The following is a 26,563-nucleotide window of genomic DNA, read 5'->3' as shown; positions in this document are numbered from 1 at the left end:
CAGGCCTCAACCCACCGACCGCAACCACTCCAACAAATCCATTTCCAGGCTGCCCGGTTTGGGAGGCGCAGGCGACAGCAGGCAATAATGCGAGCCGTCTTCAACGAAGCCTGCCGGTGCGGCCAATACCCCGCTTTCGATATCGTCGCGGACCAGATGCCACGGACCGATGGCCACTCCAAGGCCCGCGACAGCCGCCTGAATGCTGAAGTAAAAGTGTTCGAAAGACTGCATCTGCGCCGCAGGAACCGGCTGGCCCGCTGCGGCGGCCCATTCCTGCCAGGCCGTGGGTCGGCTGCTCGTTTGCAGCAGAGGCACCGTGGCATGCAGGCCTTTGCCGCTTTCATCGAACCACTGACCGACTTTATCTGGTCGGCAGACTGGCCCGACCTTCTCGGCAAACAAGCGCTCGGCGTGGTAACCGGGAGGCCGGGGGAAATCGTCCCGGCGAATGGCCAGGTCGATTCCCTGTTCAAATGAAAACGGACCGCCGCCCGCCACCAGATGAATGTCCGGGCCGCGATGTTGTGCCTGGAAATCACTCCAGCGCGGAATCAACCAGCGCATCAACAGCGTCGGCTCGCACGACAGGACCAGCCGCCGCGTACGACGCGCCTCAGTGCGGATCTCGCGGACGGCCTGGTTCATCACCCCCAAACCTTCGCTCACCGCTTTCAGCAGTCGCCTCCCCGGCTCCGTCAGGAAAACCCTTCGCTGGCGCCGCTCGAACAGGTCAACACCCAGATCCTCTTCAAGCAGACGCACCGCCCGGCTGATGGCGCCGGGTGTCAGATGCAGTTCGTCAGCCGCACGGGCGAAGTTCTCGAACCGGCCTGCGGATTCGAAGCAACGCAGCGCCAGCAGAGAAGGCATACGCCCCTCGGAAAACGGTGAGTCAGATTCACCATTTGCTTCAGAAATCATCGTTAGTTCCAGCGTTCGCTATCTGTAAACATGGCTTTCTATCACCAACCCACCCAAGGTTCCACCATGAGCGAATGGATAGTCGTAATCACCATCACCCTGCTGGCATGCATCAGCCCCGGACCGGACTTCGCCCTGGTCTCGCGCAACGGGTTGCTGCTCTCTCGACGCGCAGGCGTTCTCACGGCGATGGGCATTGGTCTGGGCGTGCTGGTGCATGTCGGCTACACCCTGCTCGGGCTCGGATTAGTGCTTCAACAATCGCCCTGGTTGTTCAATGCACTGAAAATGGCAGGGGCTGCGTATCTGGTTTATCTGGGCATCAAGATGCTTCGCTCCAGACCTGACGTTCAGCAGCCGGATGCTGCGTCTCCTGCCCTGTCGGATCTGGCCGCGTTGCGTTCAGGTTTTCTCACCAATGCGTTGAACCCCAAAACCTCGATTTTCATCGTGAGCCTGTTCATGGGTGTCGTCCGGCCGGACACCGGCCTGCCGGTACAAATGGCCTACGGGGTGTTCATTGCCGGGGCGCATGTGCTGTGGTTCAGCCTGGTGGCGCTGTGTTTCTCCGCCGGGCGGGTGCGGGAGAAACTGCTGGCGGCGCGGCAGTGGATTGACCGGGCGTTCGGCGGCCTGCTCGTGGGCTTCGGGGTTCTGCTGACGCTGTCTCAGCGATCAGGCTGAACGCATTGCTACACAGCGATACATAACCCCCGTTTCATGACACATCCCCGGTACATGCCGATGCAAAAGTGTGGGCCATCGGAACCTTCCCTCCGACTCAACCACTCACACAGGCAGGCCTTCTCATGATCAATCAAATCGACACCGTGCTGTACACCGGCAAGACCCGCACCACTGGCGGACGCGATGGCGCCTCGCGCAGTTCCGACGGCAATCTGGACGTCAAGCTGTCGCCACCGGGCTCCAACGGCAGCGGCACCAACCCGGAGCAACTGCTGGCCGCCGGCTGGTCGGCCTGTTTCATCGGCGCCATGGGCAAAGCGGCGGCTGCGCTGAAGATCAGGCTGCCAGCGGATGTGGCGGTGGAAACCGAAATCGATCTGGGCAAGACCGGCGACGCGTTTTTCCTGCAGGCACGCTTGAATGTCAGCCTGCCGGGGCTGGAGCCTTCGGTCGCCCAGTCGCTGGTGGAAGCCGCGCATCAGACCTGCCCTTACTCCAAGGCCACGCGCGGCAACATCGACGTGACCCTGCGCCTGATCTGAATCCCGATCCTCCCTATACGCCCGAGGCACTGCCTCGGGCGTTTTGTTTGACCGGGACAGAAGTAGTCGCCGGCCCATGCTGACGGGTGGTCACCAGCCCGATAAAGGAAATGGCCAGAGCCAGGCCAATGGTCGACGTCACTTCCAGACGATGCTCCGGCGTCAGCATCATCACCGCGAGCGCCGCGCAGATGAAGGCCATCACCAGATAGGTCAGCCACGGAAACAGCCACATGCGAAAGGTCAGCTCGACATTCTGCCGAAGCAGCATTCGCCGCATGCGCAGCTGGGAAACCGCGATCACCAGGTACACCAGCAACGCAATGGCACCGGAACTGGCGAGCAGGAACTGAAACAGTCCGGCAGGCATGAAGTAGCTGAGCAGCGTCACCCCGGCGCCGATGACGCTGCTGGCAATCACCGCCGCCCTCGGCACGCCTGCGCCGGACGTCACTTTCAACGCGTGCGGTGCGTCGCCGCGAAGCCCCAGGGAAAACAGCATGCGCGAAGCGATATAGATCGACGAGTTCATGCAACTGGCCACGGCGATCAACACCACTACATCGACCATGAATTTGGCGTGGGGAACGTTCATCAACTCCAGTGCGCGCTGATAGGAACCGACGGACGCCAGCAGCGGGTCGTTCCACGGCACCACGGAAATCACCACGAAGATCGACAGCAAATAGAACACGCCGATACGCCAGATCACCGAGCGCGTCGCCTTGGCGATGTTCTGCGCCGGATTGTCCGATTCGGCGGCGGCGATGGTCACCGCCTCGGTCCCGATGAAACTGAACATGATGGTGATGAACGCGCCGACCACCGCCGACAAGCCGTTGGGAGCAAAGCCGCCATGTTCTTCCATCAACCGGCTGAGGCCGCTGGCTTCACGCTCGGGAATCCAGCCCATCAGCACGGCGAAACCCACACCGATGAAACCGATGATCGCCACGACCTTGGCCATGGCGAACCAGAATTCGAACTCGCCGTACTTGGAGACACTGAACAGGTTGGTAATCACCAGCAGGATGATCGACACCAGCGCGAACAGCCACGCATCGACCTGGGGAAACCACTGATTCAAGACATGCCCGGCGGCCAGTGCCTCGATGGGAATGACCAGCACCCAGAACCACCAGTAGAGCCAGCCGATGGTGAAGCCGGCCCAGCGGCCGATGGCCTGATCGGCGTAGGTGGAAAACGATCCGGTGTCCGGTCGGGCCACCGCCATTTCCCCCAGCATGCGCATCACCAGCACCACCAGCAGGCCGGAAAACAGATACGCCAGCAACACCGCCGGCCCCGCCGCTGCAATGGCGTGCCCGGAACCGACAAACAACCCCGCGCCGATGATTCCCGCAATTGACAACATGGTCACGTGACGTGGTTTGAAACCCTGCGCCAGTTGACCGCTCGATTCCTTCGAATTCAGGCTGTTCATTGTTTTTGTTGTTCTCTGATGGACGCCTCACCTTACGTGGCTGAAGTTCAACGCAAATAGCTCGGGTGCGGCATGCCGATGCCTGATTTCGACATGCCCGGGTGACGGTCAGCGTGAACCGGCGAGTGTCTTGCGCATGAAAACCCGGGCAAATCCGTCCTCGGTGGCGCGATGGGTTTCCACAAAACCGAGCTTTTCATAGATGGCGACGTTCTCGGTCATCCGCTCGTGGGTGTACAGCCGCACCGCCTCGCAACCGAGACTCAGCGCATGGGTTTCGCAGAAAGTCATCAGCACTTTGCCGAGCCCTTTGCCCTTTTGCTGGGGCGACACGGCGACGTTGATCAGCAGCAGCTCGTTGCCCTCCTGGCTCATCACCAGCACACCGAGGATTTCCTTGTTGTCGGTCAGCACGAACGTATCGGTTTCACGCAGCACTTGCTCGTAGTCATCGAGCATCGGCGCGGGTTTGCGGCCGATTCGCGGGATGTAAGGGCTGTAGGCCTCATCGACCAGTGCGGCGATGGGCGCGGCGTCTTCGGGTCGGGCGCGGCGGAGGGTCTGCAAAGGGAGCCTCTTCAGTGGTGGTGATTAAGGCGCTCAGCATGCGATGGATGACGATCCCGGAGCAAATCCACCGCCTCCCCCGTAGCACAATCGAAGCGCCCGAGGATGAACATACGTTCACCAAAAAAATCGACGGATGCGTCTAGTCTGCGGGTTCCAACATAGTGACTACAGGAGTAACCCACCATGTTCTCGCACGAAAGCATCCCGCTGATCATCCTTTTCATCATCCTGCTGCTTGGCGTGCTGACGGCTGTTTTGCATCCGGTGCATGCGTTTTTCAGCTGGCTCAAGCGGCGCAAGCAAAGGGCATCTGCCGGGGTTGTGAAAGAGGTGGATGCGCGCTGAAGTTTTTTCAGTTTGAATCCGGCGGCATCAGCCTGCGTTGAATCCGCCGACAACAAAAAGGCCTGCCACATTGGCAGGCCTTTTCAGTGTCCGGGGAGTTATTGCTTGAGGATCAGCAACGGCTCGCCCTTCTTGACGATGTAAGTCGCCAATTCCGAGCCCTTGTCGTTGCCGACGTTCTTCGCGATGTGCGCCACGCCTTCCGGGATGAACAGCGAATCGCCGGCCTTCAGCGTCACCGGCGCCCGGCCTTCGAGCTGGTATTCGAAAGTACCGCTGATGACGTAGGCGACTTCAACGCCCGGGTGGGCATGTCGGGGCGAGATGATGCCCGGTTCGAAATCGACCCGGGCCTGGATCACTTCGCGGTCCGCAGCGCCCAGGTCCTGATGGACCAGATCCGTGCGGCTCAGGCCTTGTTGCCAGCTCTTCGCCGGGGCAGCAGATTGAGTGTCGGCGGCGTGTGCCAGGCCGGTCATTGAAACCAGTACGGCGGCTGCGGTCATCAGGAGTGTGCGGCGCATGGTGTTGCCCTCTTGGAAGTAGTGAAGTGACGCCGCTACTTTGAAGAGGGCATGTACCGGGAATGTGTCCCGATACCGGCGCTTGTTAGCTCACTGTGTATAAGGGCGGGATTGATACACGCTCATACAACTCGCACCATCTGCGACAGCCACTGCCTGAAGGCGACGATCTTTTTCGAAGCGGCGTTTTCATGGGGCGTGACGAAGTAGAAACCCGAGTCGGACTTGAGCCGCAAATCAAACGGCGCTACCAGTCTTCCGGCCCGTAAATCGTCCTCGACGTAGGTCGATCGCCCGATGCACACGCCCTGCCCGTCAATCGCCGACTGCACCGCCATCATGGCCAGGTCGAAGGTCAGGCGCGGGCCTTTGGCCGGGAGCGGCGGTTGACCTGCGGCGTTCAGCCAGGCGCTCCAGTCATCGGCGGTCTGCCCGCTGACGTGCAGCAAGGTGTGTCGGGCCAGATCGGCCGGCGCTTTGATCGGGTCCGGCCCGCTGAGCAGGCGCGGGCTGCACACCGGGAATATCTCGTCGGCCATCAGCCAGTCGGCGCGCAGTCCCGGCCAGTTTCCATTGCCGTAGCGGATCGCCGCATCGATGCCACCTTTGCGAAAGTCCACCAGCTCGGTGGATGCACTGATGCGCACATCGATTTCGGGAAACGCCTCGCGAAAGGACGGCAGGCGCGGTAACAACCACTTAGACGCCACCGACACCAACGTGCTGATCGTCAGAACGCTTTGATTGTTCGCCTCCTGCAAGCGCTCGGTCGAATGGCGCAGTTCCATGAACGCCGAACGTACACCGGGAAAATAAGCGCTGCCCTCTTCCGTCAGCGCCAGTCCGTCCTTCAAGCGCATGAACAGGCGTACGCCGAGTTCATCTTCGAGGCGGCGGATCTGATGGCTGATTGCGGTTTGCGTGACGTTCAGCTCTTCGGCGGCGCGGGTAAAACTCAGGTGGCGGGCCGCGCATTCGAAGGCGCGCAACCCATTGAGCGACGGTAGTCGGGTGAGCATGGGTTTTCTTCAGTCCATGAGATTTTGTCATACGCTAGCACTGCAGATGTCCTTTGCGAAGCGCCGCCAAAATCCCGGATTCTGGGCCTTCATATGAAGGAGACCCTATGAAACTGTACTTTGCCCCCATGACCTGCTCGCTGGCCCCGCACATTGTGCTGCGAGAACTGACGCTGCCGTTCGAGCTGATCCGGGTCAACAACCAGACCAAGCGCACCGCCGACGGCCAGGACTTTCGCGAGATCAATCCGAAGGGTTACGTGGCCGCACTGATGCTCGACAATGGCGAGGTGCTGACCGAAGGCCCGGCGATTCTGCAATACCTCGCCGACCTCGTGCCCGGTCATGCGCTGGCCCCGGTCAATGGCACTTGGGAGCGCTCGCGTTTGCAGGAATACCTGAATTTCATCAGTTCGGAAATTCATGGGGGCAGCGCGCCGCTGTTCAGCAACGAAATCCCGGAATCCACCAAAACGATCTTCAAACACAAACTCTTCAAACGTCTGGATTACCTGAACCGCCTCCTCGCGACGCAACCGTATCTGATGCAGGCGTTCGGCGTGGCGGATGCCTATTTGTTCACGGTGTTGAAGTGGTTGCCGACCTTCAGCATCGCCATCGAAGACTGGCCAGCGCTGGCGAACTACATGACTCGCATCGCCGAGCGGCCCGGTGTGAAGGCTGCAATCGCAGCAGAGGAAGCCACGCAACCGGTCTGAATCGCCCGGTTGCGTGGTCGTTGTCAGGCCTTGGCGGCCTCGTCGATCAGCGCCGCGACTTCGGCGGCGCGGGAGGCCAGCGAGGCGTGGCTGGCGTCGAGGGTGATGACTTTCTTCGCATTGAGCCGGGCCGACATGCGTTTCTGGTTGTCCGGGTGAATCATGTGGTCCTGACTGGAAATCTGATACCAGGACGGCTTGTGTTTCCACGCTGGATCACTGATGACATCGCCAAAGGTGCTGGCCAACGGGGCTTTCTGGGTGACGGCCATCACCAGCGCTTCATCCGCCGACAGGTCCTGACAGAAGCTTTCATGGAACTTGTCGGCCTTGAGCCAGAGGAAACCGTCACTGTCCGGGGCGAGATTCGGTGCGGCGGCGGGCAGATGTTCCTGAGTGATGCCGCCGGGGCTTTCGCCCTGATCCGGGGCGAACGCGGCGATGTACACCAGCCCCGTCACATTCGGTTGATTGCCGGCCTGGGTGATCACCGCGCCGCCGTAGGAATGCCCGACCAGCAGCACGGGCCCGCTCACTTGAGCGACCATTTTGCGCGTGCGCTCGGCGTCGTCGGCCAGCGACGTCAGCGGCATCTCCACCGCCTGAATCGCGCGGTAGCCCTTGCGCGACAGTTCGACAATCACCTTGCCCCAATGCGCGGCCCCGCCCCAGAACCCGTGTACCAGCACAATCGTCGGTTTTTCACTCATGGCCCTGCTCCTGCTCGTAATGAATTCGGCGCCAAGGAGTATGGAACGCTTCCACAAACCCGGCGGGCCGGCAGACCAAAGGTGCATTTCCGGATGTGACAGTTGTCGGATGCCCCAACGCGCCTATATTGAAGAAGGTTCAAGCCCTCCTCCCCTCGAGCGCCCCATGGCCACGACTGATCACCTGATCATCTGCGAGCATTGCGACTGCGTGTACGAAAAAGCCACGCTCGCCCGCTACCAGAAATCCCTCTGCGCCCGTTGTGGCGGCGTGCTCCAGCGCCACAACAACCTGAGCGTGGAGCAACGTCTGGCCCTGAGTTTTACCGCCGCGATGCTGTGGCTGTTCGCCAATTTCTACCCGGTGATGAGCATCAGCATGAAAGGCCTGAAAAACAGCGCGACCCTGTGGGACTCGGTGCTGGCCCTGAGTCAGGGGCCGATCACCTTCATGGCCATGGTCGCGGCGATCTCGATCATCATCGCCCCGGCCTTTCAACTGGTTTTGCTCATCTGGGTATTGAGCTTCGCCCTCGCCTCGCGCCGCTCGCCGGCCTTCAAGCTGTGTATGCGCTGGCTGGAAGCGCTGCGGCCGTGGAGCATGCTCGAAGTGTGTCTGCTCGGGGCGATGGTGGCGGTGTTCAAACTGGCGGGCATGCTCGATGTGATCCCCGGCATCGGCCTGTTTGCGCTGGCCGTGCTCAGCCTGTTGCTGATCCGCGTCGCCGGGCGCGACATACGTGATTTGTGGGACATCCTGTGAAACGACCACCGACCGCCAGCGAACTCAACCTCTGCCTCTGTCACAGCTGCGGGCTGGCCTGCGACATGACCGATGAGCCGCACCAGTGCCCGCGCTGTGACGCGCCGCTGCACCGGCGCAAGACCAACTCGCTGGCCCGCACCTGGGCCTACATGTTCGCCGCCCTGGCGTTTTACGTGCCGGCGAATCTGCTGCCGGTAATGAACACCACCCTGCTCGGCAACGGCGCCGACAGCACCATCATGAGCGGCGTGCTGGAGTTCTGGGAACACGGCGCGTGGGACATTGCGCTGATCATCTTCATCGCCAGCATCGCGGTGCCGGGGATCAAGTTCATTGCGCTGACGCTGCTGCTGGTCACTGTGCAACGGGACAGCCATTGGGCGCGCCGGGAACGTTCGAAGCTGTATCGGTTCGTCGAGCTGATCGGTTATTGGTCGATGCTCGATGTGCTGGTGGTCGCGCTGGTGGCGGCGCTGGTGAAGTTCCAGGCGCTGGGGGATATCGAGCCGCGACCGGGGATTCTGTTTTTCGGGCTGGTGGTGGTGTTCACCATGCTTTCGGCCATGAGCTTCGATCCGCGCCTGATCTGGGACAAGGCGCCGGCCGAGGAAACCGATGAAACAGACGAGCCCCGGCACTCGAACGAACAAGTGCCGGGGCATTGAGTGACGCCTGTCAGATCTGCGCGGTGCCGCCGTCGACGAAGAGTTCGATGCCGTTGACGAAGCTGCTGTCATCCGAGGCCAGGAACAGCGCAGCCTTGGCAATTTCGCTCGGCTCGCCCAGACGCCCGATCGGCACCACAGACGCCAGTTGATCGAACAGCCCTTGCGCGTGTTCCGCCGGCACCAGCCCCGCCAGACCTGGAGTGCGCACCGGGCCGGGGCTGATGGCGTTGACGCGGATGCGACGAGGTTTCAAGTCCAGCAGCCACGACCGGGCGAAGTTGCGTACGGCGGCTTTGCTCGCGCTGTAGACGCTGAAGTTTTCCGTGCCTTGCACCGAAGTGGTCGATGAAGTCAGCAAAATCGAACCGCCATCGCGCAGCAGCGGCAGCGCTTTCTGCACGGTGAACAGCGTGCCCTTCACGTTGGCGTCGAAAATCCGGTCGAAGTGCTCTTCGGTGATCGCCCCAAGCGGCAGCATGTCACCGCCCCCGGCATTGGCGAACAGGATGTCGAGGTGCCCGGCCTTCTCGGCGATTTCGCGGTAGATGCGGTCCAGATCGTCCAGCTTCGCCACGTCGCCCTGAATACCGATGGCACGAGGGCCGATGGCGGCGACGGCTTTGTCCAGCTCGGCCTGACGACGGCCGGTGATGAATACCGTGGCGCCCTGGGCGACGAATTCCTGCGCCGAGGCCAGGCCGATGCCGGTGGTGCCGCCAGTGATCAGTGCGATTTTGCCTTCAAGTCTGTTGCTCATGATGAATCTCCAGTAACCGTTTCAAGGAAGGTGACGGGTCGTAGGTGAGCCGTTGGAAGCGACTTTAGGCCGATGGATTGATTTGAAAAATCCGCAAAATCGGTTTTGTTTGTGCACAGATATGCACAATACTCAGCCCTGTCTACGATCCTTGAGTGCAGCCCGATGAATCAGTTACTGGCGATCCGTGTGTTCGCCCGCGTCGTGGAAAGCGGTTCGTTCACCAAAGCCGCCGACTCGTTGAATCAGCCGAAAACCACGGTCAGCAAACTGATCGGGCAACTGGAAAGCCACCTCGGTGTGCGCCTGCTGCAGCGCACCACCCGGCGCCTGACCGTCACGGCCGACGGCGCTTCCTACTACCAACTGACCCAGCAACTGCTGCATCAACTGGACGACATCGATCAGGGTTTCAGCCAGGCCCAGGGCTTGCCCCGTGGCCGGATTCGCGTGGACATCGGCGGCTCGACCGCGACCATGCTGGTGATTCCCGAATTGCCGAAGTTCTTCGAGCGCTACCCGGACATTCAGGTCGATCTGGGCGTCAGCGACCGCCCGGTGGACTTGATCAGCGAGCGCGTCGACTGCGTGATTCGCGGCGGCCCTCTGACCGAGCAGGCTCTGGCCGTGCGCCGCTTGGGCGAAGTGTCCTGGACCACCTGCGCCACGCCCGACTATTTGCAGCGTCACGGCACACCGATGCATCCGCTGGAGCTGGCCCGGCATCAAATGATCGCCTATCGCTCGGCCTCCACGGGGCGCATCCTGCCGTCGAACTTCCACCGCAACGGCGAACGCCATCAAATCGAAGGCAAAGGCCTGGTCAGCGTCAACGAAAGCAACGCGCATCTGGCGGCCGGATTGGCGGGGCTGGGGATCATTCACACATTCAGCTACACAGTCAGGGCGGCCATCGAACGCGGCGAACTGGTGCCGATCCTCAGCGACTGGCGCCCGCCGGCCTACCCGTTCCACCTGCTGTATCCGCCGAACCGGCACCTGAGCAACCGCGTGCGGGTGTTCATCGACTGGCTGGTGGAGCGCTTCGCGCAGGTGGACTGAGCCTCGCTGTCGCGCCGATTCGACTAACCTGACGTTGCAGCCGCCGACGTTTTTCCGCAGGCTACGCACCGATCCTGACGCCCATGAAACGGAGATTCCCATGCTCAAACGTACCCTGGCACTGACTGCAGGCCTGGCCCTGTCCTTTTCCACCCTGCTGGCCCAGGCCGCAGACGTGTTGAAAGTCAGCGCGATTCCCGACGAGGCCCCGACCGAACTGCTGCGCAAGTTCGAACCGCTGGGGGCTTATCTGGAGCAGCAATTGGGCATGAAAGTCGAGTTTGTGCCGGTGGCCGACTACCCGGCCGTGGTTGAAGCGCTGGCCACCGACCGCCTCGACATGGCCTGGCTGGGCGGTTTCACCTTCGTCCAGGCACGGCTGAAAACCGATGCCACCACCCCGGTGATCCCGCTGGTGCAGCGCGAGCAGGACGCACAGTTCACCAGCAAATTCATCACCGCCGACCCGAACGTCAAAAGCCTCACCGACCTGAAAGGCAAGACCTTCGCCTTCGGTTCGGTATCGTCGACCTCCGGCAGCCTGATGCCGCGCTACTTCATGCTCAAGGACGGCATCAAACCGGAAACCTATTTCAGCCGCGTCGGCTACTCCGGTGCCCACGACGCCACCGTCGCCTGGGTGCAGGCCGGCAAGGTCGATGCCGGTGTGCTGAACGCCAGCGTCTGGCAGAAACTGGTGGACGCCGGCAAGGTCGATACCAACAAGGTCAAGGTCTTCGCCACCACCCCGGCCTACTTCGATTACAACTGGACCGTGCGCGGCACCCTCGACCCGGCGCTGGCAGCGAAAATCAAAAAAGCCTTCCTCGCCCTCGACCCGGCCAACCCCGAGCAGAAGAAAATCCTCGATCTGCAGGCTGCCAGCCGCTTCATCGAAACCAGCCCGGACAACTACAAAGGCATCGAGGAAGCCGCCCGCGCCGCCGAACTGCTGAAATGACCCTGAGCCTCAAGCAAGTCTTTCTGCACCACGCCAACGGCGTCGAAGCCCTGCGTGGTGTGGATTTGCAGATCAACAGCGGCGAGCAGGTGGCGATCATCGGCCCGTCCGGCGCCGGTAAATCCAGCCTGCTCAACCTGCTGGCCACCGCGATTCGGCCGAGCAGCGGCGACATCGACGTGCTGGGCCAACGGGCCTGGCACTTGTCCGCTCGCCAGCGCCAACACCTGCGCGCAAAAATCGGCCTTGTACATCAGGCACCGCCCCTGCCACCCCGGCAACGGGTGGTGACGGCGGTGCTGGCCGGTAAGCTCGGGCAATGGAGCCTGGGCAAAAGCCTCATCAATCTGCTGCATCCACTGGACATTCCCGGCGCCCGCGCGGCGTTGGCGCGGCTGGATCTGGCGGACAAACTCTTCAGCCAGTGCCAGCAACTTTCCGGTGGCCAATTGCAGCGGGTCGGCATTGCCCGCGTGCTGTATCAGGCGCCGGACGTGCTGCTGGCGGACGAACCGGTATCCGCCATGGACCCGGTCCTCGCCGGGCACACCCTGACGGTGCTGTCGCGCCATGCCCAGGAGCACAACGTCACGCTGGTGGCGAGCCTGCACGCGGTGGACCTGGCACTGGCACATTTCCCGCGCATCATCGGTTTGCGCGAGGGCCAGATCCTGTTCGATTGCCCGTCCGGTCAAGTCAGCCACGATATGCTCGACAGCCTGTACGCCAACGAGCAATTGCAATCCCCGGCGCCGGCCCTGACGCCGCTGATTGTGCAGATTCCACGATGCTGAGCGCCGACACCCGCGACCCCGCCGCACTGCCACGCCTGTTGCTGACACTGCTGGCGATTGCCTTGCTGTGGCCGGGCATTCAGATCAGCGAACTCGACCTCGGCGTGTTGCTGCACGCCGACAGCCAGAGCGAAATGGGCCGCTTTGTCTCGGCCTTCTGGCCGCCGGCCCATGACCGGGACTTTCTGCAACTGCTGCTCAAGGCCACCCTGCAAACCCTGGCCATCGCCACGGCCGGCATGGCGTTGGCACTGATATTGGCGGTGCCGGCCAGTTTGCTCGCCAGCCGCGCCTTGTCGCTGTCCGCCGCTTCCCACGGCGGCCGCCCGAGCCTGCTGGGCCGGTTGCTGCGCTGGCCGGTGCGCGGGTTGCTGATCTTCCTGCGCAGCGTGCCGGAAATCGTCTGGGCGCTGCTGTTCGTGCGCGCCGTCGGCCTCGGCCCGGCAGCGGGCGTGCTGGCGATCGCCATCACCTACAGCGGCATGCTCGGCAAGGTCTACGCGGAAATTTTCGAATCCACCGACCAGCGCCCGGCCCACGCCTTGCTCCAGGCCGGCAGCGGACGCCTGGCCAGTTTCGCCTACGGCGTGCTGCCCAACGTCGCGGCGGAACTGCTCTCCTACACCGTCTACCGCTGGGAATGCGCCATCCGCGCCTCGGTGGTGATGGGCTTCGTCGGCGCCGGCGGCCTCGGCCAACAGATCGACCTGTCGATCCGCATGTTCGCCGGCGGCGAAGTCGCCAGCATGCTGCTGACCTTCCTGCTGCTGGTACTCGGCGCCGACCAACTCAGCCGCCTGCTGCGCTGGAGACTGACATGAAGCGCCTGATCAACACGGCGCTGATCCTCGCCATCGTCTTCGCCGTCATCGCCTCGTTCGCCTACCTGGGCCTCGACCTCGAAGAACTCGGCAGCGCCACCAGCCTGAAACAAATGGGCTCGTACGTCGGCCGCTTCCTGAGCCCCGACTTCAGCGCCGGTTTCCTCAACGCCATCCTCCACGGCGCCATGGAAACCCTCGCCATGTCCGCCCTCGGCACCCTCCTCGCCGCCGTACTGGGACTGCTGTTGGCACTCCCCGCCGCCGGGCGTTTTGGCTGGTTTTTTCAGAGTGTTGCGCGCCTGCTGCTCAACGGCCTGCGCGCCATTCCTGAATTGGTATGGGCTGCGTTGATGGTGTTCGCAGCTGGCCTCGGTCCTAACGCTGGCACCTTGGCCCTGGCACTGCATACCACCGGGGTGCTTGGGCGGCTGTTTGCTGAGGCACTGGAAAACACGCCGCCGGAACCGGCGGAAGCGATTCGCTTGCAAGGGGGGAATCCGGTTGTGGCGTTCTGTTATGGGACCCTGCCGAACCTCGCGCCGCAGTTGCTGGCGTATTGTTTGTATCGGTGGGAGAACAACATCCGGATGGCCAGCGTGCTGGGGTTTGTCGGCGCTGGGGGGCTGGGGCAGATGTTGTATGTGAGCTTGAGTCTGTTTCAGGAGGCGCAGGCGGGGACGGTGATTTTGGCGATGTTGGGGTTGGTGCTTGGGGTGGATTCGTTGAGTGCTTGGAGTCGGGGGCGGTGGGTTAAGGCATAGGTTTGAACACTGCTGGAGCGGCGTCACCCGAAACCTTGGGGAGGCGTAGGAAAACCAAAAACCTTAATTAATCAGCCACACATAAGTAAGAACAACATGCAAGAAACGAAACCTGGTTCACCTGTAAGAACTTCAAAAAAGATTGCTGTTGCAGCCATTGCATTGTTGCTTTTGGGCCTTTGGCTATTTTATATAACTTGGGCATCCCGTATTTCAGCGCATACATTCTTGATGCCGGAAATACCCGAATTAACGACATACCTGCTATTCGGCGTTCTGGTTGGAGCTATTTTTGCTGGCAGGACATTCTACAGCCGCCCTGCTGAAAAAATTGCTAAACATGTAATAAGTTCTTTTCTTACTGCCTTTTGCTTGAGTTTCGCCTTCTCTCTCCATGCTTATGATGTTATCGCTTACCTTCTACCTGGAGAAATCGTCAATTACGAATCATCGTATGAGATAACCTTTCCAGGACCCGCCACTGGAAAGTACAGCCGCTGCGAGGCAGGCATTCGGATAGAGGACCCAAACACACGCCGCAAAATTCAACTCTGCACTACGAAGTCAGATCTTTACGAGCAAAATAAACGACACATGAATGCCGTGTGGGTGACTGCTCGTACGAATAAAATAGGTTCTTATATTGTTGGTTATGCATTTTTCAATAATCTGCACATCAACGAAAACTGAAGCGACAAGGAAGTCAAGAACCAAATTGAATGGATTTATTTTTTCGAATAACAAATTCGTCCCCATTTTTTGAATACCATTTCGCCCTGTCTGGTTTGAAAGCGCCTCCTGGTGGAGGCGCCTTAAAGATCACAGACTCCGAGTCAGTCCTGAGGCCAGCACCAACCGTTCAAGTCCGATGCCGAACCCAGCGCCTTCTCGATACGCACCGCCGCCGACAACTTGTTGTTGTGCGCCCAATACGGGGCAACGCACCTCGAAGCCATTCCCCTCAAGGTAATAACTTAGTCCACGCTTCACTGCGAGACTGAGTTCATATTCCAATCCCAGCGAATCAAGAAAGCCAGTGCAGATTGTTTGGCTACGTTCCAAAGCCTGTGCCGGTGTGGGACTAAGAATTTCGAGTCCCAGTTGAGTGAATTCGCGATAACGACCGGATTGGGGCCGTTCATACCGGTAACAGCGCGCTACATAGAAAAACATCGCTTCTTGTCGTGACCCGAGAAGCACATCGTTGCGCTCCTGAAAGAGCGCAGTAGCTTCTGGGATGAGGCAACAAGGACGTCCGGCCTTGTCATTGAAGGCCCACATTTGTCCGATAACCTCACTCCCGCCGGCCTTCTCAATAAAAGTGTCTTGGCCCCATAGCGCAGGAACTATGACCTCCTCAGCCCCGGCATCGATGAAGATAGCTCCGAAAGCAGCCTTCTATCTCACGCATGAATGCAGCTTCTTTCCCAGTCACTATTCGAGTTCCACGAAGCATAGTCATTTTCAAAATCTCCAATTTACAGGCAATAAAAAAGGCGCCATTGGCGCCTTGGTTTGGTTCACTGAAAGGTCAGACTCGATGGTTCGAACTCTGACTAATCGATGAGCGTACGCAACCGCGGCACCCTGAGCTAGGTCCGTGATGATGATGGCGATTGCTTGGAATAAATTTAGTCATAACGAATCCTTGCACAAAAGTGGGAGCGCTTACAAGGCGCCGCATTTTTTGACAAACCGGCGACACGTCCCACCGAAGCCGTTTTCACACAGGCTGGGCCATTAGTGGGCGTTGGATTAGAGTTTTTCTCACCCCCATTTTTTGGCCCCATTTTTTCGAGCGCCGCCCGCCTGCTGCTCAACGGCTTGCGCGCCATCCCGGAACTCGTCTGGGCCGCCCTCATGGTCTTCGCCGCCGGCCTCGGGCCCAACGCCGGCACCCTCGCCCTTGCACTGCATACCACCGGGGTGCTGGGGCGGTTGTTTGCTGAAGCACTGGAAACACACCGCCGGAACCGGCGGAGGCGATTCGCTTGCAGGGGGGGAATCCGGTTGTGGCGTTCTGTTATGGGACGCTGCCGAACCTCGCGCCGCAGTTACTGGCGTACTGTTTGTATCGGTGGGAGAACAACATCCGGATGGCCAGTGTGCTGGGGTTTGTCGGCGCTGGAGGGCTGGAGCAGATGTTGTATGTGAGCTTGAGTCTGTTTCAGGAGGCGCAGGCGGGAACGGTGATTTTGGCTATGCTGATTTTGGTGTTGGGTGTGGATTGGTTGAGTGGTTGGAGTCGGGGGCGGTGGGTTAAGGCTTAGATCTGGGTGTTTCTGACTCTTTTCAATTCCACTAATGCCGTCCCCTCATCCCTGCCATTTAAGCTGGTTAATTTTTATCTTTATTCTCAACCACATACTTCAAGTGGATAAAAGTCCAAAATACTCATCATTGAGTCAGCAATCCTTAACGAAGGACCGCCAGCCATGATTAGAAAAATAAAAAAGCTAAAAAACTTTGGAATATTTAAGGACTTCAACGGAGACTCCACTAAAGAATTTGGAAAAATCAACTTAGTTTATGGTTGGAACGGAAGCGGAAAATCGACACTCTCTAAAATTTTTGAATCACTAGAAAAACGCCGCAACATCCAAGCAAGTTCTGACCCGGATTGTGAGTTTTCTGTAATTCTTGATGAAAACATAACAATTACAGAAAAAAATATAACAACCTCGAATATTGCTGTCCGCACATTCAACGCTGGCTTCATCAAAGAAAATATCGACTGGGACAACTCAGTCAAAAGCATTCTATTAGTCGCAAAGGAAAAAATCGACGACAGGAAACAACTTGAAAGATTAAAAGCGCAGCAAGAAGGAGATTTAAAATCAATCGAAAAATCAACTTCCGAAGCAACAAAAGCCACCACAGAGTTACAAAAATTTCTAACCGACAGTGCAAAGCGCACAAAATCCAGTCTGCAGATAATTGGAACTGAAGACAGCCACTACCTTAATTACAATCGCACAAAACTTGAATCTTTTATTTCGGCTAACGCGGAAGCTGTTAGAGATCCGTCCTCCATAATTAAAGAAGACGAACTATTAGCGCTAGTAGTAGCAGCAAAGCCTGTACCCAAACCGCAGATCGCCTACATCACAAATAAATTAGACGCAACCAAATTTAAAGACGCCCAATTTCGTTTAGAATCCCTTCTGAAGCAAACCGCGACAAACATTGTACTGTCTAGATTAAAAGATAACACCGACATACAAGCCTGGGTACAAACAGGCCTCGCTATTCACCTCACTCACAAGTCCGAAAATTGTGAATTTTGCGGTGCTGCTTTAATAGAGGCTCGAATTGACGAAATCAATGCTCATTTCAGCGACGAGTACCGTCAATTCCAAACCCGACTTGTCAACGCTGAGCAATGGCTTAATCAGCAAAACCTTGAAATAGGCGATCTTGATCAAGAAGAGCAATTGTATGAGGAAATGCAAGCCGAATTTGCCAAGTCCGCAGCTAAACTAGCCTCGCACATGGTAAGCATAAATAGCGGAATAACAAAATGGCAGAATTTGCTGCAACAAAAAATATCCAACCAGTTTAAGAGTGATTTCATTGTTCCAGCCATTGATGTCGAGGCTTGCGAAGGATTCAACTCAACTCTAGCTGAAATGAACAGTACGATAATGCGTCACAACAGAAAGACTGAAGACTTCACAAAAGAGACCGGCACCATTAAGAAAAAAATTGAGCTTCACTACGCCGCAATGGAGGTGAAAGATTTTGGATACTTCACAAAAATTCAAAAACGCGAAGCCATCCTAAAACAAGCTACTACGCTCGAAAACAATACGAAGACTCGCCAAAGAGAGATCCAAAGCCTTGAAGCTGCACTGTCAAACGAAGTACTTGGAGCTGACGAATTCAATAAGCATCTTCATAACTTCCTAGGTAGATCTGACCTCTGCCTTCGCTTCAACCAAAAAATGCTTGGGTATGAAATAATCCGAGGCGCCGAACTTAAACATGCCAGAGACTTAAGTGAAGGAGAAAAAACAGCCATTGCTTTTGTCTATTTCATAACAAAACTCTCAGAGGGCGACAATAGCATCGCAAAACTTATTATTGCAGTAGACGATCCAATATCCAGCTTTGATTCCAACCATTTGTTCCATGCCTATTCCTACTTGAAACATCACTGCACCCCGGCCCTTCAGCTTTTCATACTCACGCACAACTTTAATTTCTTCAAGCTAATCAGAGACTGGCTTGAAGGAACTAACAAAAATCGAAAGTACAAAACACCCCCAAAAGAACCAAACTGTTTCTTTTACGTAATTGAGGCAAGCGCTCAGACCCCCAGAAAATCCGCATTAAAGGACGCTCCTAAAAGCCTTCACGACTACAGCTCAGAATACCATTACATCTTTAACCGACTTTATAGCTATCGAGAACAGGCACAAATAGATCGTGACGAAGCTTTTTTAACTGCAAATCTAGCGCGCAAAATTCTTGAATCATTTTTTAGTTTCAAATACCCCGTATACAAAGGCGATATGTCTGGATTATTCCAGCAAGGCTTAACTGGATGCACAATCACCACACCTCAAACGAAGGAAAAAATCTACCGATTTATCAACAAATACTCGCACAATGCCATTATCGAAATCGGCGAGGACTCACCTGAGAACCTAGTGGGAGAAAGCCACAACGTAATAGCAGATATTTTCACTTGGATGAAAGAGGTAGATGACACGCACTATGAACAAATGGTTACAGCCTCAGGTTATTTATCTACCCCATTAAATAGAGCTCTTGATGACGCGTTGGAAGTTCTAAAAGTAGGAGAGCCTGAAGAAATAAGGCCATCCGATTCTCCTCAAGTTTGAAAAAATAGGGGGCAGATTTATTTTCTGAAAATCGCCCCCCCTTTTGTGCGCATATAAATACAGAAACGCCCTGCAAACTACTATCATCTCCATACAGTAGTCTCGCGAGACTTTAAGAATGGAGGAAGGCTGACGAATATATTTTCAGAAAATGAATACGTCCCTGATCTTGATCGATGAAGGCACTGTGATAGCATGCTTCCGCCCCCCGGAGAGGGGGATTTCTTTAGATCCCGCAAGGAATATGCCCCGTGAAAGACTTCGTCATCAGCGTCAACAACACCGTCCTCTATCTCTCCCTGGCATTCATCTGGTTGGTCGCTGTCGTCGCGATTTTCACCAGCGGGTTCCTCCCGGCGCTGGGTATCTTCGTAGCCGGCACCCTGTGCTGGTGCATCATTTCCGGCTTCTGGTTCGTCCAGTCGGCGACATACGAAGAACTGCGCAAGCTGAACGCAAAAAACTGAAACATCAGGATAGAGCCGCAAGTGCTCCACCCTGCCTTGAGCGCTTGGCTTTATGCCAAGCGCTTCTCCCTCTGCGAACTACTCGCATAATCCCCGCCATCTCCGACATCCAAATAAGCCTGCCCTTTCCCTGTCAGCCAGTAGGGCGTGAGACTGCTCTGCATGAAATAAGCCCCCATCTTTGAGCGCTTAAACAGGCCGCGTTTAAAGCAACCTGCCGTAACTTCCCCAAGGCTACAACGCCTTGCGTCATTGCCTACGACTACGCCAGAATCCGCCGTCTTGTGCGTCTACGCTGCGGGTTTTATCGTTCCTGGGTCACTGAAAAACAGTGAACGGGTTTGGTAGCCCGAGACAAACACAAGATGCAGAGCACACCATCGCGGCGTTCAATCGTCCCGGTTTTATGGTGGCCATGCACAGGGCACTTTCGAGTGCGCCGGTCTCCTTGTGTCCCGGTCTACCAACCTGCGTATGGCCACCACCCATCGTTTGGTAGCGAGTGGGTGATGGCTCCTGATGACGACACAAGGAGCTACACCATGATCAAACCAACACCCAACCCACCTGAAACCGACCCAACCTCCCCTTACGAATTTCCCGATTCGAAGAAATTCCACGACGCCGCCGAGCGTGCTCTGGATCACTACCTCTCCCCGTCTTCCCGGGTGATGTCGTGCTGCATCGATCCCGAGCCGATGTTCCGGGCCAATCCCAAGTACAACACTGAATCCCTGTTGGCCAATGCCAGCGAATCCCTGGGTTCGGCCACCGAGATGTTGAATAACTTTGCGTCCACGCTCGAACCCTCGCATCGCAAGACGGCGTTGGGGATTGCGCAGGTGGTGATGGTCGCCGGGTTGGCGGTGAATCAGGCGCTGGATCACGTCGAAGTGGCGTAAGCGGTCGGTGGCTGTAGAAGCAGTCGATGGCTGCTTCTACAGCCGTTCACGAAAACCAGTACGGCAAAAACTTCGACGCAGGCTCGATCAACAGGTGACCGGATTGAAGAGAAACATATCCGGAATCAAAAACGTCCCGAGCCCGAACGACAGGACGAAGCGATCTCCGTCCTGACTCGTCCCTCAGCGTTAAACCTGATCAACGTTGCGCGCAGCGACGGCAACGGTGGTCGGTGAGTCGGAAAGCTTGATGAAGCGGCGAGTGGCGCCATCCAGCGCATCGATGCAGCCTGCCTCGATGTCGTAGACCCAGCCGTGCAGGTTCAAACGCCCCTGCTCGAGCGCCAGTGCCACCGATGGGTGAGTGCGCAGGTTCGCCAGTTGTGCGATCACGTTTTCACGCACGAGGCCATCGAGCTTGTCACGCGGCGTATCGAATTCATGCGCGGCGTTGATCGCTTTCGCGGCGTCCGAGTGGCGAAGCCAGTTGGCAACGGCCGGGAGATGATCCAGGCACGTGCAGCGTGAAATCGCGCCCATCGCCCCGCAATCCGAGTGGCCGCAGATCACGATGTCCTTTACGCCGAGCACGGCAACCGCGTATTCGACGGTGGCCGAGACGCCACCCGGTTCAGGACCGTACGACGGCACGATGTTGCCGGCGTTGCGGATCACGAACAGCTCGCCCGGTTCGCGCTGTGTGAGGAGTTCAGGTACTACACGGCTGTCCGAGCAGGTGACGAACAGTGCCTTTGGGTTCTGTTCTGTCGCGAGCTGCTTGAAAAGCTCGACACGTTGCGGATAGACCTCGCGCTGGAAACGCAGAAAGCCATCAATGATGTCACGCATGGAATCCTCCAAATCAAAATGCCGGATACCGACACGAGCACTCGACATGCCCTCGCGCCGCAATGGTGGTCATTATTGCAGACCTCGCGCGCATTGGATGTACTCAATCAACGGTGGACGATGCCTGGCCGGGGTTCCGGGGGAATTTCAACTGGTCGGGTACGGGGCTTTTCCTGCACAATCCCTCGCATTGAAATTCGCTCCGAGACCCACTGATGTCCCTGACTCCCCAAGACGAACGACTCATCAAGGCACTGGCCCTGGCCATCGTTGATCGTCCACGCGCGACGCTCAAGGAGCTGGCTGAAGCCGCCGGCGTCAGCAAGGCGACGCTGCACCGCTTCTGCGGCACCCGTGACAATCTGGTGCAGATCATGGAAAGCCACGGTGAGACCGTTCTGAACCAGATCACCACCACAACCGACCTGTTGAATGGCGACCCGGTGCAGGCCCTGCGCGGTCTGGTGAATGAGCATCTGGCACATCGTGAAATGCTGGTGTTCCTGCTCTTTCAGTATCGCCCCGACACGTTCACCGACACCGATGAAGGCAAGCGCTGGCAGTTTTACCTTGATGCCCTCGATGCCTTTTTTCTGCGCGGCCAGCAATTGGGCGCGTTCCGTATCGATATCACGGCGGCGGTCTTCACCGAGCTGTTCCTGACCATGATCTTCGCCATGGTCGATGCCGAGCGCCGTGGGCGTGCCGCAAGTGCCAACTCGGCCAACGTCGTGGAACAGATGTTCCTGCATGGCGCTGCCAATCCTACCCGTCCTCAATAGCATTTCACCCGCAAAAAAGCCCCGTGACCTTTCGATCCACGGGGCTAAAGGGTTGGATGCGCCAACCCGAAGGAGCTCCTGTCAGGACTTGTCCGGCAACCAGCCTCCGCCCAGCGAGCGGAACAGATCGACCAGGGCTATCTGCCGCTGGGTGCTGACCTCGATAAATGCCGTTTCATTGACGAAACTGGTGCGCTGGGCATCGAGGTAGCGCAGGTGATTGTCGATGCCACCTTCATAACGGGCCTTGGCCAGTTTCAGGGTTTCGCTGCTGGTGTTGGCCAATGCGCGTCGGGCTGCTTCTTCCCGGCGCAAGGTGTCGGTGGCGGCCAGTGCATCGGCGACCTCGCGAAACGCCGTCTGAATCGTTCCCTCATACGCCGCCACCGCCGAGTCCTTGCGCGCTTCCGCCAGGCTCAGGCCGGCACTGTTGCGCCCGGCATCGAACAACGGCAACGACAGGTTCGGCACAAAACTCCAGGACCGCGAGCCTCCGTCGAACAGACCGGACATTTGCGCACTCGACGTGCCGAAGCTGCCGGTCAGGCTGATGCGCGGAAAGAACGCCGCCCGTGCAGCGCCGATGTCGGCATTGCGCGCCTGCAATCGATGCTCGGCGGCGAGGATGTCCGGTCGGCGCTCGATCAGGGTGGAGGTGGTGTCAGGCGCAATGTCCTGAACCAGCATCGGCTCCGTCGACAGCCGTTCAGGAATCGACTTCGCCGCATCCTTGGTGCCGAGCAACAACACCAGCGCGTTGAAGGCCTGCTGTTTCTGCCGCAGATTGCTTTCCTGTTCGGCGCGCGATTGCTCCACCAGCCCCAACGCTTCCTGATAGTCCAGCGCGGTGGCCGTGCCGTTTGATCGGCGCTGGCTGATCAGCGCGAACGAGTATTCGCGGCTGATCAGGGTTTGCTGAGTCAGCTCCAGACGACGCTGGGCGCCATCGTGAATCAGATACGCCTGGCTGACTTCGGCGATCAGGGCGATTTGCGCGGCGCGGGCCGCTTCTTCAGTCGCCAGATACTCCTGCAACGCAGAGTCAGTGAGGCTCTTCACCCGGCCGAACAGATCCAGCTCGTATTCCGGCAGCGACACGCCAACCTGATAACTGCTGGCAACCCCTGCCTGCCCATTACTGGCCAGATCCGCCGGCAAACGCTGACGATTGCCGGATGCAGCGGCATTCAAGCCCGGAACCCGGTCGGCCCGCTGGATGCGGTATTGCGCCCGGGCTTGCTCGATGTCCAGAAGTGTCTGGCGCAACGAGCGGTTGTTGTCCAGGGCGATCACCACCAAGCGGCGCAACTCGGGATCGACGATAAACGTCTGCCACGCCAGTTGATTGATCGGACTGCCCTGCTTCGTCGTCTCTTCCGCCCAGTGCTCCGCAACCGGCGCGACAGGACGCTCATAAGTCGGTGCCAGCGAACAACCGCCCAACAGCATGGCGATCACCAGCGTAGAAAGTGCTGAAGTACGCATGGATTCACTCCTGAGCCAAAGCGGGTTGTGCGACAGGCGCGGGTTTGCTGCGCAACCGCGACAGCACCCAGACAAAGCAGATCGGTACGAACAGCACACCCAGCAGCGTCGCGCTGAGCATCCCGCCGATCACACCGGTACCGATTGCACGCTGACTCGCCGCCCCTGCCCCGGTGGCCAATGCCAGCGGCACCACACCGAGGATGAACGCCATGGAGGTCATGACGATCGGGCGGAAGCGCAGACGGGCGGCCTCAATGGCGGCGTCACGCAGGCTGTAGCCCTTCTCCCACAGTTCCTTGGCGAACTCGACGATAAGGATCGCGTTCTTCGCCGCCAGACCGATGATGGTGATCAGACCGACCTTGAAGTACACGTCATTAGGCATGCCGGCGACCATCACTGCCAGCACTGCACCGATGGCACCAATCGGCACGATCAGCATCACCGTCAACGGAATCGCCCAGCTCTCGTAGAGCGCCACCAGCAACAGGAACACCACCAGAATCGCCAGCGCGAACAGTTGCGTCGCCTGACCGCTGGAGACCTTTTCCTGATACGACAGCCCCGTCCACTCGTAGCTGAAACCTGCCGGCAACTGCGCGGCGATTCGCTCCATTTCCGCCATGGCTTCACCGGTGCTGTAACCCGGCCCGGCGTCACCGACAATGCGGATCGACGGATAACCGTTGTAGCGCACCAGTTGTACCGGGCCTTCTTCCCAGTGGGTGGTGACGAAGGCGCTCAGCGGCACCAGATTGCCGGCGCTGTTGTGCACGTACAGTTTGAGCACGCTTTCCGGGGTCATCCGGTCGCCCTGCTCGGCTTGCACCACCACACGTTGTTGGCGGCCAGAGTTGGTGAAGTCGTTGATCACTTCAGAACCGAACGCGGCGGACAACGCACTGCTGATGGACTCGAAACTCACGCCCAGGGTGCGGGCCTTGTCCCGGTCGATCACTACGCGCAATTGCGGCGACTCAGCCAGGCCTTCCATCATGGCGTAGAGGATTTTCGGGTTGCCGTTGGCCTGACCGAGCACCTGGTCACGGGCGGCGAGCAAGGCTTCGCGACCGAGGCCGCCGCGATCCTGCAGACGCAGCGCGAAACCACCGGAGTTGCCCAGACCGTCAATCGGTGGCGGCGGCACCGCCATCACGGCGCCGTCGTTGGTCACGGCAAATTGTTCGTTCAGCGCCATGACCTCGGCCATCGCCGATTGATCTTCGCCACGCAGCGACCAGTCCTTGAATACCGGGAATGCCAGCGCCGCGTTGTCGCCCATCCCGGAGAAGCTGAAACCCGAGACCAGGAACATCGACTGCACGGCATCACGGGAGGCGAGATAGCGCTCAAGCTGTTCGCCGGTCGCTTCGGTACGGGTACGGGTTGCGCCCGGCGGCAACTGGACGTCGACGATCATGTAGCCCTGGTCTTCCACGGGCACAAAGGATTCCGGCAAACGCAGGTAGAAGTAACCGAGCATTGCGATAATGCCCACATACACCAGCATCATTCGCCCGGCACGGGCCACCAGTCCGTTGTTGAGGATCGAGTAACGCTCGGTGAGCCGCGCAAAACCACGGTTGAAGGCGCCGAAGAAGCCGCGCTTTTCATGGTGCACCTGCGGGATCGGCTTGAGCAGCGTGGCACACAGGGCCGGCGTGAACGTCAGCGCGAGGAAGCCAGAGAACAGGATCGACACCGCCAGCGACACAGAGAACTGCTGGTAAATCACACCCACCGAACCGGACATGAACGCCAGCGGCATGAACACCGCCGACAGCACCAGGGTGATGCCGATGATCGCACCGGATACCTGCCCCATGGCCTTGATCGTCGCATCGACAGGCGACAGGCCTTCTTCGGCCATGATCCGTTCGACGTTCTCCACCACCACAATGGCGTCGTCCACCAGAATGCCGATGGCGAGGACCATGCCGAACATGGTCATCATGTTCACCGAGAAGCCCAGCAGGTACATCATTACCAGCGTACCGAGCAGACACACCGGCACCACAATCGACGGAATCAGCGTGTAGCGGATGTTCTGCAAGAACAGGAACATCACCAGGAATACCAGCACCATCGCCTCGATCAGGGTGTGAATCACCTTCTCGATGGCAACGTCGACGAAACGCGAAGTGTCGTAGGGAACGGAATATTCAACGTCGTCCGGGAAGTACGCCGACAGTTCGGCCAGGCGTTCCTTGACGGCGGTTGCGGTCTGGATTGCGTTGGCACCGGGGGACAACTGGATTGCTGCCGCCACCGCCGGTTTGCCGTTCAGGCGCGAGTTGAAGTTGTAGCTTTCCTGGCCGATTTCCACGCGGGCGACGTCGCCCAGTTTGACCGTCGAGCCGTCCTCGTTGGCCCGCAGAACGATACGTGCGAACTCTTGCGGATTATCCAGCGTGCCTTTCACCGCCAGGGTCGCGGTCAGTTCCTGCTGGCTGCTGCTCGGCGTGCTGCCGAAGCTGCCGGCCGGCACTTGCACGTTCTGCCCGCGAATCGCGGTGCTCACGTCGTCGATGGACAGTCCGTAACCCACCAGTTTCTGCGGGTCGAGCCAGATGCGCATCGCGGCTTCAGAGGAGAAGAATTGCAGCTTGCCGACGCCCGGCACCCGGCGCAGTTCGTTGTTGATGTTGCGCGCGGCGTAGTCGCCCAGCGCGGTCGTGTCGGTGTGCTGGGAGCCTTCCTTATAGTTGAGCGCGTAGATCAGCAGGAAACCGGCGCTCGCCTGTTCCACCTCCAGGCCTTGGGTCAACACAGCTTGCGGCATGCGCGACTCAGCCTTTTTCAGGCGGTTTTGCACGTCGACCTGAGCGAGCTGCGGATCAGTGCCCGGCTGGAACGTCACCGCAATCTCGGCGATGCCGTTGGAGTTGTTGGTCGACTCGAAATACAGCAGGTTCTTGGCACCGTTGAGCGACTCTTCGATCACGCTGGTGACCGAGTCCACCAGCACTTTTGCCGAGGCGCCGGGATAGGTCGCCGTGACCTTGATCTGCGGCGGCGCAACGTCGGGGTACTGCGCCACTGGCAGCATCGGAATGACCAGCAGGCCGGCCAGAGAGATGAACAACGCCACCACCCAGGCGAAGTTCGGGCGTTTGATGAAAAACTTGGACATCGGGAAATCCTCGCGGCG

Annotated in this window: 27 protein-coding genes and 1 pseudogene; 17 read left to right on the top strand and 11 right to left on the bottom strand. The window is 58.6% G+C overall.

The genetic code is table 11. The annotated features are described in order from the left end of the window. Positions 1-6: 6 nt before the first annotated feature. Positions 7-924, bottom strand: coding sequence for a LysR family transcriptional regulator (locus M5B98_RS01950; RefSeq protein ID WP_248741602.1), 918 nt, complete (start codon positions 922-924; stop codon positions 7-9). Between the two features lie 66 nt (positions 925-990). Here M5B98_RS01950 and M5B98_RS01945 point away from each other — a divergent pair, with 66 nt between their 5' ends. Further along, entirely contained in the window at positions 991-1,608 is a 618-nt protein-coding gene (locus tag M5B98_RS01945) for a LysE family translocator (protein WP_248741601.1), read from the top strand. A gap of 125 nt (positions 1,609-1,733) precedes the next feature. Next, a complete protein-coding gene (locus M5B98_RS01940) occupies positions 1,734-2,153 on the top strand; it encodes an organic hydroperoxide resistance protein (RefSeq protein ID WP_085709867.1) in 420 nt (139 codons plus the stop codon). 13 nt (positions 2,154-2,166) lie between these two features. Here the strand turns inward: M5B98_RS01940 and M5B98_RS01935 are convergent, their stop codons facing one another. Both M5B98_RS01935 and M5B98_RS01930 read right to left on the bottom strand, forming a co-directional pair. Beyond that, positions 2,167-3,597: an amino acid permease gene (locus tag M5B98_RS01935; protein ID WP_248741600.1), complete on the bottom strand. Its 1,431-nt coding sequence runs from the start codon at positions 3,595-3,597 to the stop codon at positions 2,167-2,169. Positions 3,598-3,705: 108 nt separating this feature from the next. Then, positions 3,706-4,164, bottom strand: coding sequence for a GNAT family N-acetyltransferase (locus tag M5B98_RS01930; RefSeq protein ID WP_248741599.1), 459 nt, complete (start codon positions 4,162-4,164; stop codon positions 3,706-3,708). Positions 4,165-4,350: 186 nt separating this feature from the next. Here M5B98_RS01930 and M5B98_RS01925 point away from each other — a divergent pair, with 186 nt between their 5' ends. Next, the gene (locus M5B98_RS01925; RefSeq protein ID WP_248741598.1) at positions 4,351-4,512 is read left to right on the top strand and encodes a hypothetical protein; all 162 of its coding nucleotides are present in this window, start codon (positions 4,351-4,353) and stop codon (positions 4,510-4,512) included. A 98-nt stretch (positions 4,513-4,610) separates the two neighbouring features. Here the strand turns inward: M5B98_RS01925 and M5B98_RS01920 are convergent, their stop codons facing one another. Continuing rightward, a complete protein-coding gene (locus tag M5B98_RS01920; RefSeq protein ID WP_248741597.1) occupies positions 4,611-5,036 on the bottom strand; it encodes a cupin domain-containing protein in 426 nt (141 codons plus the stop codon). A gap of 122 nt (positions 5,037-5,158) precedes the next feature. Beyond that, on the bottom strand, positions 5,159-6,055 hold the full coding sequence (locus M5B98_RS01915; protein WP_248741596.1) for a transcriptional regulator GcvA: 897 nt from the start codon (positions 6,053-6,055) through the stop codon (positions 5,159-5,161). A 107-nt stretch (positions 6,056-6,162) separates the two neighbouring features. Here M5B98_RS01915 and gstA point away from each other — a divergent pair, with 107 nt between their 5' ends. Continuing rightward, a complete protein-coding gene (gene gstA, locus M5B98_RS01910) occupies positions 6,163-6,774 on the top strand; it encodes a glutathione transferase GstA (protein WP_248741595.1) in 612 nt (203 codons plus the stop codon). A gap of 23 nt (positions 6,775-6,797) precedes the next feature. Here gstA and M5B98_RS01905 read toward each other — a convergent pair whose 3' ends face one another. Then, a complete protein-coding gene (locus tag M5B98_RS01905; protein WP_248741594.1) occupies positions 6,798-7,484 on the bottom strand; it encodes an alpha/beta hydrolase in 687 nt (228 codons plus the stop codon). Positions 7,485-7,650: 166 nt separating this feature from the next. Between M5B98_RS01905 and M5B98_RS01900 the strand changes: the two genes are divergently transcribed. After that, entirely contained in the window at positions 7,651-8,247 is a 597-nt protein-coding gene (locus M5B98_RS01900; RefSeq protein ID WP_114882977.1) for a paraquat-inducible protein A, read from the top strand. After that, positions 8,244-8,915, top strand: coding sequence for a paraquat-inducible protein A (locus M5B98_RS01895; protein ID WP_085709859.1), 672 nt, complete (start codon positions 8,244-8,246; stop codon positions 8,913-8,915). The genes M5B98_RS01900 and M5B98_RS01895 overlap by 4 nt, the downstream gene beginning before the upstream one ends. A gap of 10 nt (positions 8,916-8,925) precedes the next feature. On the opposite strand, the gene M5B98_RS01890 is transcribed toward M5B98_RS01895, so the two are convergent. Next, positions 8,926-9,675 carry an SDR family NAD(P)-dependent oxidoreductase gene (locus tag M5B98_RS01890; RefSeq protein WP_248741593.1) on the bottom strand — a complete coding sequence of 250 codons (750 nt, stop codon included), beginning with the start codon at positions 9,673-9,675 and terminating at the stop codon, positions 8,926-8,928. Positions 9,676-9,840: 165 nt separating this feature from the next. On the opposite strand from M5B98_RS01890, the gene M5B98_RS01885 reads away from it, so the two are divergent. The 6 genes from M5B98_RS01885 to M5B98_RS01860 all read left to right on the top strand — a co-directional run bounded on the left by M5B98_RS01885 (position 9,841) and on the right by M5B98_RS01860 (position 14,767). Next, on the top strand, positions 9,841-10,737 hold the full coding sequence (locus tag M5B98_RS01885; RefSeq protein WP_248741592.1) for a LysR family transcriptional regulator: 897 nt from the start codon (positions 9,841-9,843) through the stop codon (positions 10,735-10,737). Positions 10,738-10,837: 100 nt separating this feature from the next. After that, positions 10,838-11,698: a putative selenate ABC transporter substrate-binding protein gene (locus M5B98_RS01880; protein ID WP_248741591.1), complete on the top strand. Its 861-nt coding sequence runs from the start codon at positions 10,838-10,840 to the stop codon at positions 11,696-11,698. Next, positions 11,695-12,492 (top strand): phosphonate ABC transporter ATP-binding protein, encoded by a 798-nt coding sequence (locus tag M5B98_RS01875; RefSeq protein WP_248741590.1) that lies wholly within the window; start codon positions 11,695-11,697, stop codon positions 12,490-12,492. The genes M5B98_RS01880 and M5B98_RS01875 overlap by 4 nt, the downstream gene beginning before the upstream one ends. After that, positions 12,486-13,313, top strand: coding sequence for a PhnE/PtxC family ABC transporter permease (locus M5B98_RS01870; RefSeq protein WP_248741589.1), 828 nt, complete (start codon positions 12,486-12,488; stop codon positions 13,311-13,313). Before M5B98_RS01875 ends, M5B98_RS01870 begins: the two co-directional genes overlap by 7 nt. After that, complete coding sequence (phnE, locus tag M5B98_RS01865) at positions 13,310-14,077, top strand: phosphonate ABC transporter, permease protein PhnE (protein ID WP_248741588.1); 768 nt, start codon at positions 13,310-13,312, stop codon at positions 14,075-14,077. Before M5B98_RS01870 ends, phnE begins: the two co-directional genes overlap by 4 nt. Before the next feature lie 96 nt (positions 14,078-14,173). Next, positions 14,174-14,767: a hypothetical protein gene (locus M5B98_RS01860; protein ID WP_248741587.1), complete on the top strand. Its 594-nt coding sequence runs from the start codon at positions 14,174-14,176 to the stop codon at positions 14,765-14,767. A gap of 129 nt (positions 14,768-14,896) precedes the next feature. On the opposite strand, the gene M5B98_RS01855 is transcribed toward M5B98_RS01860, so the two are convergent. Next, entirely contained in the window at positions 14,897-15,457 is a 561-nt protein-coding gene (locus M5B98_RS01855; RefSeq protein WP_248742155.1) for an ATP phosphoribosyltransferase regulatory subunit, read from the bottom strand. Positions 15,458-15,874: 417 nt separating this feature from the next. On the opposite strand from M5B98_RS01855, the pseudogene M5B98_RS01850 reads away from it, so the two are divergent. The 4 genes and pseudogenes from M5B98_RS01850 to M5B98_RS01835 form a co-directional block, all read left to right on the top strand. Then, positions 15,875-16,347: pseudogene (locus M5B98_RS01850) on the top strand (PhnE/PtxC family ABC transporter permease); the annotation flags it as partial. A gap of 165 nt (positions 16,348-16,512) precedes the next feature. Then, entirely contained in the window at positions 16,513-18,924 is a 2,412-nt protein-coding gene (locus M5B98_RS01845; protein WP_248741586.1) for an AAA family ATPase, read from the top strand. Between the two features lie 251 nt (positions 18,925-19,175). Continuing rightward, positions 19,176-19,391 (top strand): hypothetical protein, encoded by a 216-nt coding sequence (locus M5B98_RS01840; protein WP_248741585.1) that lies wholly within the window; start codon positions 19,176-19,178, stop codon positions 19,389-19,391. A gap of 542 nt (positions 19,392-19,933) precedes the next feature. Then, entirely contained in the window at positions 19,934-20,293 is a 360-nt protein-coding gene (locus M5B98_RS01835) for a DUF6124 family protein (RefSeq protein WP_114882967.1), read from the top strand. Positions 20,294-20,482: 189 nt separating this feature from the next. Here M5B98_RS01835 and M5B98_RS01830 read toward each other — a convergent pair whose 3' ends face one another. Further along, a complete protein-coding gene (locus M5B98_RS01830; RefSeq protein WP_085709845.1) occupies positions 20,483-21,142 on the bottom strand; it encodes a carbonic anhydrase in 660 nt (219 codons plus the stop codon). Between the two features lie 215 nt (positions 21,143-21,357). On the opposite strand from M5B98_RS01830, the gene M5B98_RS01825 reads away from it, so the two are divergent. Then, a complete protein-coding gene (locus M5B98_RS01825; protein WP_114882965.1) occupies positions 21,358-21,924 on the top strand; it encodes a TetR/AcrR family transcriptional regulator in 567 nt (188 codons plus the stop codon). A gap of 81 nt (positions 21,925-22,005) precedes the next feature. Here M5B98_RS01825 and M5B98_RS01820 read toward each other — a convergent pair whose 3' ends face one another. Continuing rightward, the gene (locus tag M5B98_RS01820; RefSeq protein ID WP_248741584.1) at positions 22,006-23,409 is read right to left on the bottom strand and encodes an efflux transporter outer membrane subunit; all 1,404 of its coding nucleotides are present in this window, start codon (positions 23,407-23,409) and stop codon (positions 22,006-22,008) included. Positions 23,410-23,413: 4 nt separating this feature from the next. Then, positions 23,414-26,545, bottom strand: a complete 3,132-nt coding sequence (locus M5B98_RS01815; protein WP_248741583.1) for an efflux RND transporter permease subunit — start codon at positions 26,543-26,545, stop codon at positions 23,414-23,416. Positions 26,546-26,563: the final 18 nt, after the last annotated feature.

This window comes from Pseudomonas sp. MWU12-3088, from assembly GCF_023242405.1.
In the GTDB taxonomy this organism is placed as follows: Bacteria; Pseudomonadota; Gammaproteobacteria; order Pseudomonadales; family Pseudomonadaceae; genus Aquipseudomonas; species Aquipseudomonas kribbensis.
This window is presented reverse-complemented; position numbering and strand designations above follow the sequence as displayed.